Here is a 14,670-nt window from a genome sequence, read left to right on the forward strand (position 1 = left end):
AGACGCCAATGCCCCGTTCCACCACCGCCCGGACACCCGATTCCCCACAACCCGACGGGCTGCCCATGCCCCGCCGCGCCGTGGCCGGTGCGTCCGTCATCGCCGCGATCGTGCTCGTCGTGCTCGACGCCGCCATCGCCAACATCGCCCTGCCGACCGTCGCCAACACCCTTGATGTCGCGCCTGCCGACACCGTCTGGATCATCACCGCCTACCAGTTGGCCCTGGTGATCGCGCTCCTGCCCGTCGGCGCCCTTGGGGAGAGCCTCGGGCACCGCCGGGTGTTCGCTGGCGGGGTGCTGCTGTTCACCGCGGCCTCCGCCGGCTGCGCCCTGGCGCCGACGCTGCCCTGGCTGATCGCCGCGCGCTTCGTGCAGGGGCTGGGCGGGGCGGCGGTGATGGCGCTGGGCGTCGCTTTGCTGCGCTTCGTCTACCCGCAGCGGCTGCTCGGCGCCGCCATCGGCTGGAACGCCCTGGCCATCGCGCTCGCCTCGGCGGCGGGACCGACGATCGGGGCGGGCATCCTCGCCGTCGCCCCCTGGCCGTTTCTGTTCGCGGTCAACATCCCGGTCGGGATCGTCGTGCTGGCGACCGCCCGCGCGCTGCCCGCCGTCGAAGGCAGCAGGCGCCGCCTCGACCCCGCCAGCGTCGCCCTCAACGCCGGCTTCTTCGCCGCCCTTGTGATGGGGGCCGAGACCGTCGCGGCGCAGCCCCTGCGCGGCGGCGCGCTGCTGCTGGCCGCGGCGCTCTGCCTCGCCGGGCTGGTGCGGCGCGAGAGGAACCGCGAGGCGCCGCTGGTCCCGCTCGACCTGCTGCGGGTGCGCTCCTTCCGCCTGTCGGTGATCGCCTCCGTCCTCTGCTTCACCGGCCAGATGGCCGCCGCCGTGGCCCTGCCCTTCTACCTGCAGCACGGACTCGGCCAGGGCATCGTCACGGCGGGGCTGTTCCTGGTGCCGTGGCCGCTGGCGACCGCCGTCGCCGCCCCCATCGCCGGCCGGCTGTCCGACCGCGTCGGCACGGGCTGGCTGTGCGCGGTGGGCGGCCTGCTCCTCGCCGCCGGCCTCGCTTTGGCGGCGGTCTGGCCGCTGGAGGAGGACCCGCGGCCGCTGCTGGTCTTCATGGTGATGTGCGGTTTCGGCTTCGGGCTGTTCCAGACGCCCAACAACCGCAATATGCTGCTGACCGTGCCCAAGGCGCGCAGCGGCGCCGCCGGCGGGATGCAGGGCACCGCGCGTCTGGTCGGGCAGACCGTCGGCGCGGTGCTCATGACCGTGCTGTTCTCCTTCCTGACCGGCCCGGAGGCGGCGCCGCGCCTCGGCCTCGCCCTGGCCGCCGCCCTCACCCTGGCGGGCGGCCTGACCAGCCTGCTGCGCGTTCCAGCGAAAGGTGCAGCGGAGGCCGTGGAGGCGCCAGCCCTCCGGTGATCGTCAGCCGCGCCGCGCGGCCTCGATCGCGGCGACGTCGATCTTCGTCATGCCCATCATCGCTTCGAAGGCGCGCCTCGCTTCCTCGCCGCCAGCCGCCAGCGCCTCGGTCAGCACGCGCGGCGTGATCTGCCAGGAGACGCCCCAGCGGTCCTTGCACCAGCCGCAGGCGCTTTCCTGCCCGCCGTTGCCGACGATGGCGTTCCAGTAGCGGTCGGTCTCCTCCTGGTCGTCGGTGGCGATCTGGAACGAGAAGGCCTCGGTGTGTGTGAACGTCGGCCCGCCGTTGAGGCCGAGGCAGGGAATGCCGGCGACGGTGAACTGGACCGTCAGCACGTCGCCCGCCTTGCCGGACGGGTAATCGGCGGGCGCGCGGTGAACGGCCCCCACCGCGCTGTCGGGAAAGACCGTGGCGTAGAAGCGGGCCGCGGCCTCCGCGTCCTTGTCGTACCAGAGGCAGATGGTGTTCTTGACGGTCGTCATGGCGTGTCCCTTCCCTGTCGGTGCGTTGCCGATGCGCGTGAGGATACGCCCCCGCCCTTGTTGACGGGAAGGTTGCAATCCCTTTCGCAGAGGTGGCCCATGAGCGACCCGAAGAAGCCGGACGACGCCGGCATGCATCCCCCGCGCAGCTACGACCCCGACAGCCAGAAGCCGGCCAGCGACCGTGACGAGGCCGCGCCCGGCACGCCGGGAACCGGCGAGGACATCGACCCGAAGACCGGCGAGACCTTCACCGAGGGCATCGGCGGCGCCTGATCAACACTTACCCGCCCAGCCCTCATCGTCCGGCGGCTAAAGCCTGCATGGTCACGCGGGCGGCGCTGGCGATGTGCTCGTCGTAAAGCTGGCGCGTGCGCACCGTGTCGCGGGCGGTCATCGCCTCGAAGATCTCGCGGATTTCGCGGATCGTGTTGGGCAGCCGCCCCGGCTCGGCCAGCGACACCCCGCGCAGAAGCTGGATGCGGTTGTGCAGAGCCTTGAGGATCTGCGCCATCGTCGGGTTGCCGCAGCCGGCGATCAGCGTGTCGTAGAACATGGTCTTCGCCGTGCGGATGCGCGACGGCACGCCTTCCACCGCCGCCGCCTCGAAGGCCGCCATGGCGTCGGCGAGGTCCGCCCACTGCTCCGGGCTGGCCCGGGCGACGAACTCCGCCGCCGCGAGGCTCTCCAGCGCCCCGCGCACCTGATAGATCTGCCGGACATCCTCCGCCGTCAGGGTCACCACCTCCAGCCCGCGCTGGGGCACGTTGTGGACCAGCCCCTCCGCCTCCAACTGGCGCAGCGCCTCCCGCAGGATCGGACGGCTGACCTGCAACGTCTCGCACAGCTCGCGCTCGACCAGCCGGTCGCCGGGGGAATAGCGCCCGTCGGCGATGGCCGCGCGCAGCAGGTCGATCACCTGCTGGCGCAGGGGAGCGGCGACGCGGACAATATTTATCGGCAAATTTGACATAAAATTTCTCTTCTTGTCAGACAGTATGACGAACTGCTTGCGCCACACTACCACCTTCGATTAGCATACGTATCAACGGCGGTCCAAAGCGGCCAACGCCACACCCACCACACCATATCATCACCTCGCACACAGGAGGCAGGCGTGCAGCGGAGTGCACAAGCGAGCGCCGATTCAAAAAGCGCCGGCGAGCCTGCGGCGGCGTCCGACCCCAACCGGCAGAGGCGCCGCGAGCGGCTGCTGCAAATCGGCACGCTGGTCCTGCTGCTCGCCGTCTGGGAATTCGCGGCGCGCGACGCGAACAAGCTGCTGGTCGCCGTGCCCAGCGACATCGCCATCGCGACCTGGGAGCTTCTGCTGAACGGCGAGCTGCTCTCGGCGACGCTGGACAGCATGTCGACCTTCGTCCTGGGCTTCGTCATCGCCTCGGTCATCGGCATCGTGGTCGGCTTCGCGATGGGCACCAACCGCACGGTGGAGGTGATCCTCGATCCCTACATCAACGCGCTCTACGCCATGCCGCTGGTGGCGCTGATCCCGATCCTGATGCTGTGGGTGGGCATCGGCTTCCTCGCCAAGATCACCATCATCATCCTGTTCGCGGTCTTCCCGGTGATCATCAACACGGTCACCGGCGTGAAGAACGTGGACCGGCATTACCTGGACATCGGCAAGGCCTTCATGGCCTCGCGGTTCATGGTCTACCGCCGGATCATCGCGCCCTATGCCCTGCCCTACGTGGCGAGCGGCCTGCGCATCGCGCTCGGCCGCGGCATCATCGCGATGATCGTGGCGGAGTTCCTGACCTCCATCTCCGGCCTCGGCGGCCTGATCATCAACTACACCAACGCGTTCGAGACGGCCAAGGCCTTCGCCCCGGTCCTGGTGGTGGCCCTGCTCGCCAACGCGCTGACGGTTCTCGTTCAAAAGGTCGAAGAGCGTTTCGGCCGTTGGCGCCGCCGCTGAGCGGCGCGCCTCCCCCACACCCCACGCGCCCCACACCACACCGGATTGAGGAAGGAAGAGGGATCATGAGCATGATGTCCCGTTCGCTGAAGGCCGCCCTGCTGGCGGGTGCCTTCTCCGTGGCGATGAGCACCGCCGCGCTCGCCGCCGACGCGCTGAAGATCGGCATGCCGGCCAAGATGTTCCTGAACCTCGTCGAGTTCGTCGCGCAGGACCAGGGCTTCTACGAGAAGAACGGCCTGACGGTGGAGCTGGTGCACATCGCCGACAGCTCCATCCCCGTGCGCTCCCTGATCGCCGGGGAGCTGGACATCAGCCAGGCCGGCATGTCGGAGACGCTGGCGGCGGCCGACAAGGGCGGCACGCTGAAGACCATCGGCGGCGTCCACACCGGCCTGCACTACGCCTTCTACGCCAACGCCGCGTCGGGCGTGAAGGACGTCACCGACCTGCCCGGCAAGAAGGTCGGCATCTCCTCCCCCGGCTCGCTGCCGCACGTCGTCATCACCGCCCTGATGCGCCAGGCCGGCATGAGCGAGGACCAGATCAAGTCGGTCCAGTGGGTCTCGCTGAAGGGCTCCTCGGCCCGCATCAACGGCATCCTGACCGGCACCATCGACGCGACCGTCTCCAACTACGACCCGAAGGCCGCGCACGACAAGAACGCCAAGGTGCTGTTCGTCGTCTCCAAGAAGCTGCCCAACTACGTGATGACCCCCTGGGACGTCAACGACGCGACCATCGCCAAGAAGCGCGACGTGCTGAAGCGCTTCGTCAAGGCGGAGTTGGAGGCGACCCGCTGGATCTTCGACAACGAGAAGGGCGCGCTGGACGTCGCGAAGAAGCACTTCGACTACAACGACGAGCAGCTCGCCGAGTTCTACGAGTTCTACAAGCTCGGCGGCATCTGGAACCCGAACGGCACCGTCACCGCCGATCAGGCCAAGTACATGCAGGAGCTGAACGTCGAAGGCGGCCTGCAGAAGGCCGTCCACCCGGCCGAGAAGGTGCTGGACACCAGCATCGTCCAGGAAGTGCTGGCGGACATCGGCACCTACAAGCCGTAAGCCCGCCGGGGCCGGCGGCGCACCCGCCGGCCCTTCCCCCTTTCCCAACCTCGCCCGCCGTCCCGCTTCAAGACCCGGTGCCGTCCCATGCCCAAGCTGTCCGTCCGCAACCTGACCAAGCGTTTCCCGGTGTCCGGAGGGCCGTCGATGACGGCGCTCGACGGCGTCGACCTGGACGTGGAGGAGGGTGAGTTCATCGCCTTCGTCGGGCCCAGCGGCTGCGGCAAGACCACGCTGCTGCGCATCATCCAGGGGCTGGAGACGGCGACCAGCGGCGAGATCCGCATCGACGGCAAACCGGTCACCGGCCCCGGCCACGACCGCGGCTTCGTCTTCCAGCAATACGGCCTGCTGCCCTGGCTGACCGCCGCCCAGAACATCGGCTTCGCGCTGGAGGCCAAGGGCATCCCCGCCGCCCGCCACGGCGAGACGACGGAGCGCGTGCTCGCCACCGTCGGGCTGAAGGGCTTCGGCGACCGCTTCCCGCACCAGCTGTCCGGCGGCATGCAGCAGCGCGTCGGCATCGCCCGCGCCCTGGCGATCGAGCCGGAGATCATGCTGCTCGACGAGCCGTTCGGCGCGCTCGACGCGCTGACCCGCGAGATTTTGCAGAACGAGATGCTCGGCCTGACCGAGCGCATGGGCAAGACGATCCTCTTCGTCACCCACAGCGTGGACGAGGCCGTCTGCCTCGCCGACCGGGTGGTGGTCATGTCGCCCCGCCCCGGCCGCATCCGCGAGATCGTGCCCATCGACATCCCGCGCCCGCGCGCCAGCCTGGGCGAGGCGCTGCGCGACACGCCGGAATACGTCGCCAAGCGGCACCAGCTGTGGACCCAGCTGATGGATCTGGTCTGAGCGCCCCCCTTCTCCGGAACCCAGGAGGTCCCATCGTGTCGGTCACCCCTGACGATCACGAGTGGCAGTACAACCCCCGCCATTCCGTTCCCGACTTCGCGCGCCACGCCGCGCGCGCCGCCGAGCTGAGCCGCGCCGCTCGGGAACGGAACGCCGGACGGTACGACATCGCCTATGGCGACAGCCCGCTGTCCACGCTCGACGTGTTTCCGGCGAACGCGCCCGGCGCCCCGCTGCACGTCTTCCTGCACGGCGGCTACTGGCGCGGGCGGGACAAGGCCGACTACAGCTACGTCGCCGACGCGCTGGTGCCGCGCGGCGTCACGACCGTGGTCATGAATTACGACCTGTGCCCGGCCGCGACCCTGCCGGAGATCGCGCGGCGCACCCGCGAGGGCCTGCGCTGGATCCACCGCAACGCGGCCTCGCTGGGCGGCGATCCCGACCGCCTCACCGTGTCGGGCCATTCCGCCGGGGCGCATCTGATCGCCATGGCGCTGGCCGAGGACGCCGGGGCCGACCGGCTGGAGGATGGCGCCATCAAGGCCGCCGTCCTGATCAGCGGCATCTACGAGCTGGAGCCGGTGCTGGGCATCACCGTCAACGAGACCATCGGGCTGCGCCCGGAGATGGTCGACGGGGTCAGCCCAATGCGCCACCCGCCATCCACCGCCACGGCCCTGACGGTCGTCGTCGGTTCGGCGGAGACGCCCGCCTGGATCGCCCAGTCGCGCGACTTCGCCACGCTGTGCCGGGGCCGCGGCTCGCGCTGCACCCACCACACGCTGGCCGGGGAGGATCACTTCTCGATCATGGCACGGATGGAAAAGCCGGACGACGCGCTGTCGCGGCTGGTGCTCGACGCCGCGGGAGTAAAAGAATGATCGTCATCGATGAAACCGCCGCCCGCCGTCTGGTCTCCCCCGCCGACGCCATCGACGCCATGGAGATGGCCTTCCGTGAGGTCTCGCGCGGGCAGGCGCGCAACTTCCCGGTGGTGCGCGAACGGCTGCTGCCGGGGCCGGACGTCTACGGCATCAAGGCCGGCGGCGACCTCGCCATCGGGCTGCTCGGTCTGAAGATCGGCGGCTACTGGACGGGCAACCGCGCCCGCGGCCTGACCAACCACCAGTCCACCACCGTGCTGACCGACCCGGAGACCGGCTGCCCGACGGCGCTGGTCAGTTCCAACCACCTGACCGGGCTGCGCACCGCCGCCGCCTGCGCCATCGGCATCCGCGAGCTGGCCCGGCCCGACGCCCGGGTGCTCGCCCTGATCGGCACCGGCGGGCAGGCGGCGCACCATCTGGAGGCGGCGCTGCTGGTGCGCCGCTTCGACCGCATCCTGGTGGCCAACCGCGACCGCGCGCGGGCCGAGGAGTTGGCCGCCTCCTTCGCCGGGCCGGTCCCCGTCGAGGTCGTGGACGCCGAGACCGCGGCGCGCAATGCCGACGTCCTCATCACCCTGACCACGGCGCGCGAGCCGGTGGTCCAGGCCGGCTGGGTCCGCCCCGGCACGCACATCGGCGCCATGGGCGCCGACACCGTCGGCAAGCAGGAGCTGGACCCGGCGATCCTGCTCGGCGGCGCCGTCTGGGTGGACGACTGGGCGCAGGCCTCGGCGCTCGGCGAATGCCAGCACGCGGTCGCCCATGGCCTGACCCGCGAGACCATCCGCGGCACGCTGTGCGATGTGCTGGAGGGCAAGGCGCCCCGCCGCGCCCACGCGGACGAGATCACCGTCTTCGATTGCACCGGCATGGGCATCCAGGATCTGGCGATCGCCGCCTGGGCCGTCCGCGCCGCCGAAGCTGCCACCGCCGCCGGCGACGCCGGCTTACCCATCCACCGCATCGATTTAGCGCGCTGACCCGCAAGAGGGCGCGACCGAGGCCGACATGCAGTTGAAGAATGTGCGGATCGCCGGGAAGATTCTCGGCATCGTCGTGGTGCTGGGCACCGTATCGGTGTCCACCGCTTTGGTCAGCGGCTACGGCCTCGCCACGCTCGGCGGGGAGCTGAACCGGGTCGAGGAGGCGGGTCGCGAGGCGACGCAGGGCGCCCGGCTGAACCGCTATCTGGTCGAGCTGAGCCGCGCCGAGTACCAGATGGGCGCCAACCCGGCCAGCGTCGCCACCATCGAGGCCGTCGTCGCCGACCGCAAGGCCGAGGTCCGCGCCCACCTGGAGCACGCCCGCGCCGCCGCCGACGCGCAGCAGCGCCCCCTGCTGGACGGCATCGAGACACAATACGCCGCCTATGTCAGCAGCCTGGACGCCACGGTGGCGGCGGCGAAGAAGCACGCCGATATGGGCATCACCTACGCCCGGCGCGAGGTGCTGAACAACGTGTCCGGCAGCCAGGAGCAGGTGGAGGCGCTGATCCGCGCCGTCCAGGACTACAACGGCCTCACCGTCGCCAAGACGGCGCGGATTTCCGAGGAGGCGGAAGCGCTGGCCAACCGGACCACCTGGCTGATCGCCGCGGTCGCCCTGCTCGGCATCCTCGCCAGCGGCCTGATCGGGCGCTGGCTGTCGGCGCGCGGCATCGTCGGCCCCATCGTCGAGGCGGTGTCCTGCCTGCGCCGTCTGGCCGGCGGCGATCTGGCGGTGGTCATCACCGGCGCCGACCGCCGCGACGAGGTCGGTGACATCGCGCGGGCGCTCGCCGTCTTCAAGGACAACGCGCTCGACCGCCAGCGCATCCAGGAGGAGCAGGAGGCCGAGGCCCGGCACAAGCTCGACCGCGCCGAGGCGGTCGGCGCCACCATCCTGCGCTTCGACCGCGAGGTCGGCGAGGCCCTGCATGTGATGAAGGACGCCGCCGCCGCGCTGGAGGCCACCGCCAATTCCCTGTCCGCCGGGGCGGAGCAGGCGTCGGAACGGATGACCGTCGTCGGCGCCGCCGCCGAGCAGACCGCCGCCAACGTCCAGACGGTCGCCGCCGCGACGGAGGAGATGACCTCCACCGTACAGGAGGTGTCCCGCCAGATGAACGAGGCGCGCGGCTTCGCCGACGAGGCGACGCGGCAGGCCCAGCAGGCCCAGGAGCGGGTCGGCGCCCTGACCGAATCCGGCCAGCGCATCAACGAGGTGATCGACCTCATCCAGGGCATCGCCAGCCAGACCAACCTGCTGGCGCTCAACGCGACCATCGAGGCCGCCCGCGCGGGCGAGGCCGGCAAGGGCTTCGCCGTGGTGGCGAGCGAGGTCAAGCAGCTCGCCAACCAGACGGCGCAGGCGACCGACGAGATCCGCGGTCAGGTCGGCGCCATGCAGGAGACCATCGGCGGCGCCGTGTCGGCCATCCAGACCATCGCCACGGTGATCTTCCGCCTGAACGAGATGGCCACCGCCGTCGCCGCCGCCGTCGAGCAGCAGGGTGCCGCCACCGCCGAGATCGGCCGCAACGCCGTCCAGGCGGCGCAGGGCACGGCGGAGGTGACCGGGACCATCGGCACGCTGCGCATCGCCTCCGAATCGACGGCCGCCGGATCGGCGCAGGTCCTGCAATCCGCCCGCGAGGTGGCCGGCCGCGCCGTGGCCCTCAAGGGCAGCGTCGACGCCTTCATCGCCGAGGTGAAGACGGCCTGATCGTGTCCTCCAATCAATCGGCCGTGATCAATCGGTTGAGCGGCGCGCCGGCAACCGCCAGAATGCGGCGGGCGAGACGACCGGCGGCCTCCGCCGGTTTCCCTCCTGTGGGCTTTACCGCAGGACCGGTTGGGAGAGGATCACGATGACGGTTGACGGCGCGGCTCGGACCATGAGCTTTGGGTCACTCTATCGCCATGGGATGGCCCGGGTCGCCGCCTGCACGACGCCCTGCACCATCGCCGACCCCATGGCGAACGCCGCGGCGGTGCTGGACAGCGTGCGGGAGTGCGACGACCAGGCGGTCGCCGTCGCGCTGTTCCCCGAGCTGGCGTTGTCCGGCTACGCCATCGACGACCTGTTCCTTCAGGACTGCCTGCTCGACGCCGTGGAGAAGGCCGTCACCCACCTCGTGGAGCAGTCGCGCAATCTGATGCCGCTGATCCTCGTCGGCGCGCCGCTGCGCCACGCCGGCCGGGTCTACAACACGGCGGTCGCCGTGCATCGCGGCCGGCTGCTGGGCGTCGTGCCGAAGGTCCATCTCCCCAATTACCGGGAATTCTACGAGCGCCGCCATTTCGCGTCCGGCGCCGGCACCGAGGGCGGGACGATCCGCATCGGCGCCCAAGACGGTGTCCTCGACGCCCCCTTCGGCCCCGACCTGCTGTTCCAGGCGGACGACCTGGACGGGCTGGTCGTCCATGCCGAGGTCTGCGAGGACCTCTGGGTCGCCGTCCCGCCCAGCTCCGGGGCGGCGCTGGCCGGGGCGACGGTGCTGGCGAACCTGTCGGCCAGCAACATCACCATCGGCAAGGCGGAGACCCGCCGCCTGCTCTGCCAGTCGCAATCGGCGCGCTGCATCGCCGCCTATCTCTACTCCTCCGCCGGGGCCGGGGAATCGACCACCGATCTGGCCTGGGACGGGCAGGCGTCGATCTTCGAGAACGGCGAGACGCTGGTCGAGACCGAGCGCTTTCCCAAGGGCGCCCAGATGGCCGTCGCCGACGTCGACCTCGACGTGCTGCGCCAGGAACGGCTGCGCATGGGCACCTTCGACGACAACCGCCGCCTGCACGGGACGGCCTTCCGCCGGGTCGCCTTCCGCGTCGATCCGCCCGGCGGCGACGTCGGGCTGCGCCGCAATGTCCCCCGCTTCCCCTTCGTCCCGGCGGCGCGGGAACGGCTGGAGCTGGACTGCTACGAGGCCTACAACATCCAGGTCGCCGGGCTGGTGCAGCGGCTGCGGGCTACGGGCATGCCGCGCATCGTGATCGGCGTGTCGGGCGGGCTGGATTCCACCCACGCCCTGATCGTCGCCGCCCGCGCCATGGACCTGCTCGACCGGCCGCGCACCGACATCCTCGCCTTCACGATGCCGGGCTTCGGCACCAGCGACAAGACCAAGGGCAACGCGCTGCGCCTGATGAGCGCGCTCGGCGTGTCTCACCACGAACTCGACATCCGGCCCGCCGCCAACCAGATGCTCAAGGATATGGACCACCCCTTCGCCCGCGGCGAGGCGGTATACGACGTGACCTTCGAGAACGTCCAGGCGGGTCTGCGCACTGACTACCTGTTCCGCCTCGCCAACCAGCGGGGCGGCATCGTGCTGGGCACCGGCGACCTGTCGGAACTGGCGCTGGGCTGGTGCACCTACGGCGTCGGCGACCAGATGGCCCATTACAACGTCAATTCGGGCGTCCCGAAGTCGCTGATCCAGCATCTGATCCGCTGGGTGATCGGTTCCCGCCAGTTCCAGGACGAGGTTCTGGGCACGCTGGGCGACATCCTGGCGACCGAGATTTCGCCCGAGCTGGTCCCCGCCGGCAGCGACCGCGCCCTGCAGAGTTCGGAGGCCGTCGTCGGCCCCTACGAGCTTCAGGACTTCCACCTGTTCCACACGCTGCGCTACGGGCTGCGCCCGTCGAAGATCGCCTTCCTCGCCCTGCACGCCTGGTCCGATCCGGCGCGCGGCGACTGGCCGGCGGGCTATCCGGTGGAGAAGCGCAGCGCCTACACGCTGGCCGAAATCCATTCCTGGCTGCGCGTCTTCATCCAGCGCTTTTTCGGCTTCAGCCAGTTCAAGCGCTCGGCCATGCCCAACGGGCCGAAGGTGACGGCGGGCGGCTCCCTGTCGCCGCGCGGCGACTGGCGCGCGCCATCCGACGGCAACGCCCGCATTTGGCTGGAGGAGCTGGAGCGCGAGGTGCCGAAGGAGTAATCGCTACTCCGCAGCGCCGGTCCGTTCGTTCATCACCAGCCGCCCGGCCGGCCAGGAGCGGACCAGCCCGGCGGCGCGCAGTTCCGGCAGGGCGCGGGCCACCGCGTCGTGCGAGAGGCCCGTCGCCTCGACCAGCGCCGGCCCCGATTTCGCCCCGTCCGCCAGGGCGCGCAGCACCGCCGCGGTCGGTGTCCCATCCTGGGCGAGTGCGGCCTCGCTGCGGGCGGGCCGGTTCGCCCGGCCGGCGGCGACCAGCGCGGCGATGGCGCGAAGCTGCCCCAGCCGGTGCATCGCGTCGGGGCTGCGGTCCTCGCGCAGCGCCAGCGCCGTGTGGCAGCGGGCAACCTCCCGCGCCAGGGCGGCGAGGTTGGCAACCCGATCCTGCACGAGGCACAGCGCCGCCTCTTCCGCCAGCGTGTCCAGATCGGCGTCGGCCTCGTCCCAACGGCCGGCCGCGACGGCGTCCCGGATATCGTCGGCCAGGGTCCGATACGCCTCCCCGCTCATGGACAGCCCTCCGTGTTCAGCTCCGGCCAACGTTGCGGCTCCCAGCGCGCCGCGACGCAGCCGGGCTCCGGTGCGTCGATGGGAAGCGACAGCCGGCGGATGCGCGAGGATTGCGCCGGATCGGCGCGCGGCTGGAAAAACAGCGCGACCCCGCAGTCGGTGATGCGCTTGTCCTCCTCCCCGTCGGCGTCGCAGACACGGTTGAAGCGGTGCGAAAAGGCCATGCTGTTCGCCACCACCACCCGGCAGGACCCGGCGCGCGAGGACTCGTCGCCGGCATGGGCCTGCCACCGCTCCTCCGTCAGGCCGGCGTCCATCACCGGGGTGACGATCCAGTCCAGCAGCTTGGCCCGGCACAGCCACGCCGCCGGCCGCTCGCGCCCAAGGTCCTCGCAGATCATCACCGCCAGCCGGCCCATGTTGGGCAGCTCGACGACGATGACGCCGTTCCCCGGCGCAATGAACTCCTTCGCTTCGTCGAGCAGCCTCCCATCCGGGCCGCGCACGTCGTAGGAGCGGCACTGGTCGGCGTCGAGGTCCCAGCAGTGCAGCTTGGTCTGGCGAAAAATCTCGGCCCCCGTCCGGTCGAGAAGGACCGCCGTGCTGCGCGGCTTCCCTTCCCCCTCCCCGTCCTGACGGACGCCGACGAGGACATAGCGGATCGGCCCGTCCACGGCCTGCCGCCGCACCGCCGCCTGGATGGTGTCGAGCGTCGCGGCATCGGCGGTAACCTCGGGAAAGACGACGATGGTCGCCCCTTCGGCGGCCAGCGCGTCGATGGCCGACGCCGCGCGGGCGCCGAGATCGCCGGGAACCGCGGCGTACCAGTCCGCACCGTCCTGGGAAAAGGTCCGCAGGGCGAGGTCGTCCTCGGCCAGGGCGAGCGGAACGACGCCGACAATGGGCGTCCATTCAGGATCGCTGGGGCACTGGTCGGCGACCTCGGCAACGCGGTGGAAGGCCAGCGAGACGGGCCGTTCGCCGTCCTCACCGTGGGGGCACTCCGCCGCGAGGGTCGGCGGCAGCAGGAGCAGGGTTTGGAAGAGGTCGGCCACATCGAAGGACTCGCGCAGGGGCGTGACCTCCCGGATGTTCACCGAGCGGTCGAACAGGCCGGGCCGCAGGATGAGCTGGCCGTCGGCAACGTCGCTGTTGAAGCGCCCGTGCCGCTTGTACCATTGCCGCGCCCGCAGATGACCATCGGACAGGGCGGGTCGCGACAGGACGCGTGAGGCCAGCGGCGCGAACCATTGGTCGATGGCCTGGGCCGCCAGCACACACCGGTCCAGTGGCTTTCCCTCGTCGGACGTGTCGATCCAAGACTTGAGAGCATCGGCGCCGTCGTCAGCCTCGAACAGCGCCATCAGCCGACGCAGAGCAGCACCCGCATCGTGCGGCGCGAATTCCAGGCGCAGCACGGCGCGCTCGGTCTCCTTCGGGTCTTGATCCAGTTGGTGCCGCAGCGCAACGAACAGATCAGCCAGATGCATGCCTTCAACCACGCAATGCGACGGGACGGAGCGGGCGCGACGGGAGCTATCGGCATCCCCTCTCCCCGGAGGGGAGGGGGCTAGGTCACCTCAAGCACCCAAGCCCATCCTGTTGAACAGCACGGCGGCGGCTTGGTTTCGCGGTTACGTTGTCGAGCGGGGACCGCTCCCGGCCCCAGGTCGCCCCGCCGCGGCATCCCTTTTGACAAGGAACGAAATGGGGTTAGCCGCCCTCTCGCTTAGCGATGCATTAACCATGATCGCCTGACCATCGCTCTCAGACAGCGTGCCTCGACGAGGCGAACCAGGGGAGCGTGGCTCATGACGGGACGGGTGCTTGGCGGAGTGTTGGCCGCTTGGGTGTTGTGGAGCGGTGCCGCCGCCGCGTCGGCGCTGTGCCCGGTCCCGCCCGGTGCCGATTCAGCCGCCGCCGGACTGGCGCACAGCCGGGCCGCCCTGGCCGCCGGTCACCCGCTGACCGTCGTCGCCATGGGGTCGTCCAGCACGGAAGGCGTCGGGGCCACCACCATCACCGCCACCTACCCCGCCCAGCTCGACGCCATTCTGGAGCAGCGTCACGCCGCCTCGGCCATCCAGGTCCTGAACAAGGGCATCGGCGGCGAGACGGCGGGAGCCAACCTCGTCCGCTTCGACAAGGACGTGCTGGCCGCCAAGCCGGACCTCGTGGTCTGGCAGGTCGGGACCAACGACAGTTTCCAGAAGGTGCCGCTCGACGCCTTCGCCGCCACCCTGCGCGACGGCATCGCCCGCATCCGCAAGACCGGCGCGGACGTCATCCTGATGAACCCGCAGTCCTTCCCTGGCGAGGCCAAGGTCGACTCCTACCCCGCCTACGCATCCACCGTGGTGGCGCTCGCCCGCGAACTCGACGTGCCGGTGCTCGACCGCTACCGCATCATGGCGTGGTGGCTGGAAAGCCGGCACTTCGCCGCCGATCAGGTGCTGAGCACCGACGGCCTGCACCTGAAGGACCTCAGCTACCGCTGTCTGGCGGAGTTCGTCGCCGACATGATCGACACCCCGCGGGTGGTCAGCGAGAAGACCGCGGCGCGCTGAGCCCACAGCAT

Annotated in this window: 14 protein-coding genes; 10 read left to right on the plus strand and 4 right to left on the minus strand. The window is 70.5% G+C overall.

What is annotated here, in order from left to right:
- Nucleotides 1–8 precede the first annotated feature (8 nt).
- Nucleotides 9–1,424 carry an MFS transporter gene (locus FHW79_RS24410; protein ID WP_183181302.1) on the plus strand — a complete coding sequence of 472 codons (1,416 nt, stop codon included), beginning with the start codon at nucleotides 9–11 and terminating at the stop codon, nucleotides 1,422–1,424.
- A 3-nt stretch (nucleotides 1,425–1,427) separates the two neighbouring features.
- Here the strand turns inward: FHW79_RS24410 and FHW79_RS24415 are convergent, their stop codons facing one another.
- Nucleotides 1,428–1,907 (minus strand): VOC family protein, encoded by a 480-nt coding sequence (locus tag FHW79_RS24415; RefSeq protein WP_183181303.1) that lies wholly within the window; start codon nucleotides 1,905–1,907, stop codon nucleotides 1,428–1,430.
- Between the two features lie 99 nt (nucleotides 1,908–2,006).
- Here FHW79_RS24415 and FHW79_RS24420 point away from each other — a divergent pair, with 99 nt between their 5' ends.
- Nucleotides 2,007–2,183 carry a hypothetical protein gene (locus FHW79_RS24420; RefSeq protein ID WP_183181304.1) on the plus strand — a complete coding sequence of 59 codons (177 nt, stop codon included), beginning with the start codon at nucleotides 2,007–2,009 and terminating at the stop codon, nucleotides 2,181–2,183.
- A gap of 22 nt (nucleotides 2,184–2,205) precedes the next feature.
- Here the strand turns inward: FHW79_RS24420 and FHW79_RS24425 are convergent, their stop codons facing one another.
- The gene (locus tag FHW79_RS24425) at nucleotides 2,206–2,880 is read right to left on the minus strand and encodes a GntR family transcriptional regulator (protein WP_211108470.1); all 675 of its coding nucleotides are present in this window, start codon (nucleotides 2,878–2,880) and stop codon (nucleotides 2,206–2,208) included.
- Between the two features lie 144 nt (nucleotides 2,881–3,024).
- On the opposite strand from FHW79_RS24425, the gene FHW79_RS32860 reads away from it, so the two are divergent.
- From FHW79_RS32860 to FHW79_RS24460, 7 genes are all read left to right on the plus strand, one after another.
- Nucleotides 3,025–3,846 (plus strand): ABC transporter permease, encoded by an 822-nt coding sequence (locus FHW79_RS32860; RefSeq protein WP_183181305.1) that lies wholly within the window; start codon nucleotides 3,025–3,027, stop codon nucleotides 3,844–3,846.
- Nucleotides 3,847–3,911: 65 nt separating this feature from the next.
- Complete coding sequence (locus FHW79_RS24435; protein ID WP_183181306.1) at nucleotides 3,912–4,913, plus strand: ABC transporter substrate-binding protein; 1,002 nt, start codon at nucleotides 3,912–3,914, stop codon at nucleotides 4,911–4,913.
- An 87-nt stretch (nucleotides 4,914–5,000) separates the two neighbouring features.
- On the plus strand, nucleotides 5,001–5,771 hold the full coding sequence (locus FHW79_RS24440; RefSeq protein WP_014197869.1) for an ABC transporter ATP-binding protein: 771 nt from the start codon (nucleotides 5,001–5,003) through the stop codon (nucleotides 5,769–5,771).
- Nucleotides 5,772–5,806: 35 nt separating this feature from the next.
- Complete coding sequence (locus FHW79_RS24445; protein WP_183181307.1) at nucleotides 5,807–6,655, plus strand: alpha/beta hydrolase; 849 nt, start codon at nucleotides 5,807–5,809, stop codon at nucleotides 6,653–6,655.
- On the plus strand, nucleotides 6,652–7,641 hold the full coding sequence (locus FHW79_RS24450; protein ID WP_183181308.1) for an ornithine cyclodeaminase family protein: 990 nt from the start codon (nucleotides 6,652–6,654) through the stop codon (nucleotides 7,639–7,641). Before FHW79_RS24445 ends, FHW79_RS24450 begins: the two co-directional genes overlap by 4 nt.
- 28 nt (nucleotides 7,642–7,669) lie before the next feature.
- Nucleotides 7,670–9,364, plus strand: a complete 1,695-nt coding sequence (locus tag FHW79_RS24455; protein WP_183181309.1) for a methyl-accepting chemotaxis protein — start codon at nucleotides 7,670–7,672, stop codon at nucleotides 9,362–9,364.
- A 172-nt stretch (nucleotides 9,365–9,536) separates the two neighbouring features.
- Nucleotides 9,537–11,585, plus strand: coding sequence for an NAD(+) synthase (locus tag FHW79_RS24460; protein WP_183181377.1), 2,049 nt, complete (start codon nucleotides 9,537–9,539; stop codon nucleotides 11,583–11,585).
- Between the two features lie 3 nt (nucleotides 11,586–11,588).
- Here FHW79_RS24460 and FHW79_RS24465 read toward each other — a convergent pair whose 3' ends face one another.
- Nucleotides 11,589–12,092 carry a hypothetical protein gene (locus FHW79_RS24465; protein ID WP_183181310.1) on the minus strand — a complete coding sequence of 168 codons (504 nt, stop codon included), beginning with the start codon at nucleotides 12,090–12,092 and terminating at the stop codon, nucleotides 11,589–11,591.
- Nucleotides 12,089–13,582 carry a hypothetical protein gene (locus FHW79_RS24470; protein WP_183181311.1) on the minus strand — a complete coding sequence of 498 codons (1,494 nt, stop codon included), beginning with the start codon at nucleotides 13,580–13,582 and terminating at the stop codon, nucleotides 12,089–12,091. The genes FHW79_RS24465 and FHW79_RS24470 overlap by 4 nt, the downstream gene beginning before the upstream one ends.
- 321 nt (nucleotides 13,583–13,903) lie before the next feature.
- On the opposite strand from FHW79_RS24470, the gene FHW79_RS24475 reads away from it, so the two are divergent.
- Nucleotides 13,904–14,659 carry a GDSL-type esterase/lipase family protein gene (locus FHW79_RS24475; protein WP_183181312.1) on the plus strand — a complete coding sequence of 252 codons (756 nt, stop codon included), beginning with the start codon at nucleotides 13,904–13,906 and terminating at the stop codon, nucleotides 14,657–14,659.
- The last annotated feature ends 11 nt before the right edge of the window (nucleotides 14,660–14,670 follow it).

Source organism: Azospirillum sp. OGB3, from assembly GCF_014192915.1.
GTDB lineage: Bacteria > Pseudomonadota > Alphaproteobacteria > Azospirillales > Azospirillaceae > Azospirillum.